General features: G+C 55.7%; 4 protein-coding genes. All 4 read left to right on the top strand.

Annotated features, from left to right (window positions below):
- The coding region (locus HOLDEFILI_RS03310) for a M24 family metallopeptidase (RefSeq protein WP_006057996.1) at positions 1-466 on the top strand (466 nt) is incomplete at its 5' end.
- Positions 467-478: 12 nt separating this feature from the next.
- Positions 479-1,930, top strand: a complete 1,452-nt coding sequence (locus HOLDEFILI_RS03305) for a M81 family metallopeptidase (RefSeq protein ID WP_006057995.1) — start codon at positions 479-481, stop codon at positions 1,928-1,930.
- Positions 1,931-1,941: 11 nt separating this feature from the next.
- Positions 1,942-3,390 (top strand): M81 family metallopeptidase, encoded by a 1,449-nt coding sequence (locus HOLDEFILI_RS03300; RefSeq protein WP_006057994.1) that lies wholly within the window; start codon positions 1,942-1,944, stop codon positions 3,388-3,390.
- Positions 3,391-3,444: 54 nt separating this feature from the next.
- Positions 3,445-4,231: M81 family metallopeptidase (locus tag HOLDEFILI_RS03295; RefSeq protein WP_006057993.1), on the top strand; the 787-nt coding region annotated here is incomplete at its 3' end.

The following is a 4,231-nucleotide window of genomic DNA, read 5'->3' as shown; positions in this document are numbered from 1 at the left end:
GCCGTATTTCAGCGCCTATGCGGCATGGCTGGAAACGATCCACATCGGTCAGACCGGCGGCGATTTGTTCAATACCGTGGAAACGGTGCTGCCGCGCGCGCAGTACGGCTGGTCGCTGTGCCCGGGGCATCTGAGCGCAGAGGAAGAATGGATGGCTTCGCCGGTTTATGAAGGCAGTACGGAAATTCTGAAAAGCGGCATGCTTTTCCAGATCGATATCATTCCGTCCGTTTCCGGCTATCCGGGAACCAGCGCTGAAAGCACCGTCGTTTTGGCGGATGCGGAACTGCAGCGCCAGATTCAGCAGGAATATCCGCAGATGTGGCAGCGGATGCAGGCGCGGCGGACCTATCTGAAAGAAACGCTGAATATCCAACTTTCCGAAGACGTGCTGCCGATGTGCTCGACCGTCGCCTATCTGCGGCCATTCCTATTAAATAAGGATAGCGCGTTGGTTGCGGAATAGGCGGAAAGCAGGATGAAAGTATTAGCGGCGTGCATGCGGACTGAATCCAATGCTCATATCCCGATGAAGAATACCCTTGCGGATTATGATCTGGCGGTCCAGGATCAAAAGGTGATCGACAAGATGTTGATCGGCGACATCTTTGAAAAGGAAAAGATTGAGTTGATTCCGGCGGTGTTCGCGGCCAGCGGACCGTCCGGGGTGATCGAGCGCAATGCGTTTGATTATATCGAATCGTGCGTGCTCAACACCGTTAAAAAACATATTCATGAGCTGGACGGCGTGCTGTTGTTTCTGCATGGCGCCAGCGAGGTCGACGGTCTGGGTTCCGGCGAGCATCATCTGCTTCGGAAAATCCGCGAGCTGACCGGGCCGTATCTGCCGGTTGCGATTGCCTGTGATCCGCATGGCAATCTGTGCCGGGAGTATGTGGAGGGGGCGACGATTCTGCGCTCCTACCGCGAATCCCCGCATACCGACATGGAAGCGACCTACCGGCTTGTTGCCCAGATGTTTTGCGATCTGTTGAAACAGCTGAAGTCGATCGTTCCCGTCTACCGCAAGCTGCCTTTGATTTTAGGCGGGGAACAGAGTGTGTCGGCGGATGAACCGGTGCGTTCGATCAACCAGTATATGGATGAGCTGGAACAGGATCCGCGGCTGCTCAGCGTCTCCTGGCATGTCGGCTATATCCGCCACGATACAGACGTTGCCGGCTGCGGCGTCGTGGTCGTTCCTGCCGATAACCAATACCGTGATTATGCCGAAAAGATCGCGGATGAGCTGGCGGATTTCATCTGGCAGCGGCGGCATGAATTTCATTATACAGGTTTGACTGCCCAGCCCGAACAAGCGCTGCGGATGGCACTGGAATGCAAGGGAAAACCGGCGTTCATCACCGATTCCGGGGATAATGTGACCTCCGGAGCGACCGGCTGGAACACATTGATTCTGCGCCAGGTTCTGGCTCAGGAAAAGCTGGAAAAACGCGTGCTGTTCGCTTCGATCTGCGATCCCCGAGCGTGCCGTGAGCTGGCGGACCAGCCGGTGGGAACGACCTGTACGATCCGGTTGGGGATGGACTATGACGAACTGTCGAAAGCCATGGAGCTGGATGTGACCGTGCTGCATCATGGCGATGTGCTGATGCCGGTCGGCTACAACGCCGGTCAGTATACGAAGTTTGGCCGCTGCGTCAGCGTGGCGGTGAAGGACCGTCCGGTAACGATCGTCATCGCCGATGTGCGTCAGACCTACGCGCTGCACGACCAGTTTATTGCGGCTGGCGTGGATTGGGATGCCTATGACGTGATCATCGTCAAGCAGGGCTATATTTTCCCTGAGCTGAAAGCGAAAGCGGCGGTCAGCGTCATGTCGCTGACCGAAGGCGCAACGCTGCAGGATACGCGCCGGCTGACCTTTAAACGGATTCAGCGGCCGATGTATCCGATCGATGAAATTTAAGGAGTAAGACCATGAAAATTTTAATCGGAGCCTTATTGGCGGAGTCCAACGCCTATGTGAAGCAAGACTGTGAGATTCAGGATTTTACGATTCTGAAAGGACCGGGAATAGCGGATAAGCTGGTTATCAGCGAGCTGGCCCGGGAAAACGATGTTGAACTGATTCCTTCCCTGCATGCCAGCTGCATGGCGGCCGGGGTTGTCGATTTCGATACGTTCGATTATCTGCGGAAGAAGTTCATCCAGGCTGTCAAGGAACACGAACATGAACTGGACGGGATTTATCTGTTTCTGCACGGTGCCAGCCACGTGCGCGGCTTACCTGGGGGTTCCGGCGATCATTATCTTTTAAATGAAATCCGCAAAGTGGTCGGACCGTATATGCCGATCGCGGTGCTGTGCGATCCGCATGGCAATCTGGCCCAGGCCTATGTCGATCAATGCACGATTTTGCGGACCTTCCGCCACTCTCCGCATTCTGACCGGGATGTGGCCAGTCAGACCGTTTTCCGCTGCCTTCTGGATGTGCTCAAAGACCGCCGGATGATTCATCCGGTGTATCGGAAAGTACCGATTCTGTTGGGCGGGGAACGCTGTGTTTCGGCAGATGAACCGCTTTGTTCCATCAACAAGCTCCTTGATGAAATCGAGGCGGATCCGCGGATTCTGTGCTGTTCCTATCATATCGGCTACCTGCGGCATGACAGCGAACATTGCGGCGCGGGCATCGTCGTGGTGCCTGATCGTCCCGAAGACACGGAGTACGCGAAGCAGAAAGCGGATGAAATCTATGATTTTGTCTGGGCGCGGCATCAACAATTCCATTTCACCGGCAACGCTTCAGAACCGGAAGAAGCACTGCGGGCCATGCTTGAGTTTGACGGCAGTCCGTGCTTCTTATCCGATTCCGGCGACAATGTCACGGCCGGGGCGCCGGGCGTGAATACGGCGATGTTGAAGCAGGTGCTGGCGCTGAACGATTTTCATAACAAGTCGATACTGTTCGCGGCGATCTGTGATCCGCAGCTGTGCGCGACAGTGCTGGCCCATAAAAAAGCAGGCGAGCCGGTGACGCTGACGCTGGGTGCGAAATTAGACGCTCATTCCGCGCCGGTTTCGATTTCCGGAACAGTGATATCGACTGGCAATCTTCATCGCCGATATGGCGATGAAGCAGTGGCCGGACAGTGCTGGACCGTGAAGCTGGACAATGTGCCGGTGACCGTCGTGATCGCCAGCGCGGCGGTGTCGTTTTCCGAGCGCGAACAATATGAAAAGGCCAACGTCGATCTGGACGGCTATGATCTGATTATCGTCAAGCAGGGTTATTTGTATCCGGAGCTGAAAGCGATGGCCAAGCATTACGTCATGGCGCTGACCGACGGCGCGTGCATGCAGCGGACGGAACGGTTAGTCTATAAGAAAGTCAGCCGGCCGATCTACCCGCTCGATGAAATTTAAACGAAACACCATCATTATAAAGACCGCGGCAAAAACGCGGAAGGAGGAAATCTCATGAAAATCTTAATTGGCGGCCTCGTCGCTGAATCCAACGCCTACGTGGCCAAACCCTGCGAAATCCAGGACTTCGTCATCCAGACCGGCGAGGACATTGCCCACCGGATGTATCTGGATGAACTGCAGCCTGAGCTTCAAGCCAACGATATTGAACTGATCCCGGCGATCTTTGCCTACGGGGCAGGTGCGGGACGGGTCGCTTACGATACGTTCGATTATATCCTGAAACAATTTAAGCACGCTGTGGAAAAATACCAGGGCGAGCTGGACGGCATGTTTTTCTTTCTGCACGGCGCAAGCAATGTAATCGGTCTGGAAGGCGGCTCCGGTGACCACAAGATCATCGAGGAAATCCGCAGGATCGTCGGGCCGTACATGCCGATCGCGGTCGTCTGTGATCCGCATGGCAACGTCGATCAGGAGTACGCGGACCGGCTGAACATCCTGCGCACCTTCCGCCACAGTCCGCATACCGACCGCAAGGAAGCGCATCAGATCGTTTTCCGCTGCCTGGTCAACCTGATCCAGAACCGCCGGGAAATTCATCCGGTGTACCGCAAGGTGCCGATTCTTTTAGGCGGGGAACGCTGCGTTTCGACGGATGAACCGCTGGTGTCGATCAACCGCCTGCTCGATGAAATCGAAGCTGATCCGCGGATTTTGTGCTGTTCCTATCACATCGGCTATCTGCGTCATGACAGCGCCAAGTGCGGCGCGTCCGTCGTGGTCGTACCGAACCAGCCGGAGGATGAAGCGTATGCCCGGCAGAAAGCGGACGAGATCT

Origin of the sequence: Holdemania filiformis DSM 12042, assembly GCF_000157995.1 — a bacterium.
GTDB classification, from domain to species: Bacteria; Bacillota_I; Bacilli_A; order Erysipelotrichales; family Erysipelotrichaceae; genus Holdemania; species Holdemania filiformis.
Note: the sequence above shows the minus strand (reverse complement) of the source record. Positions and strands in the feature narration are given on the sequence as shown.

Excerpts from the sequence above, each read along its gene's own strand:
- HOLDEFILI_RS03300 (WP_006057994.1), top strand. The coding sequence starts at position 1,942 with ATGAAAATTTTAATCGGAGCCTTATTGGCGGAGTCCAACGCCTATGTG.
- HOLDEFILI_RS03305 (WP_006057995.1), top strand. The coding sequence starts at position 479 with ATGAAAGTATTAGCGGCGTGCATGCGGACTGAATCCAATGCTCATATC.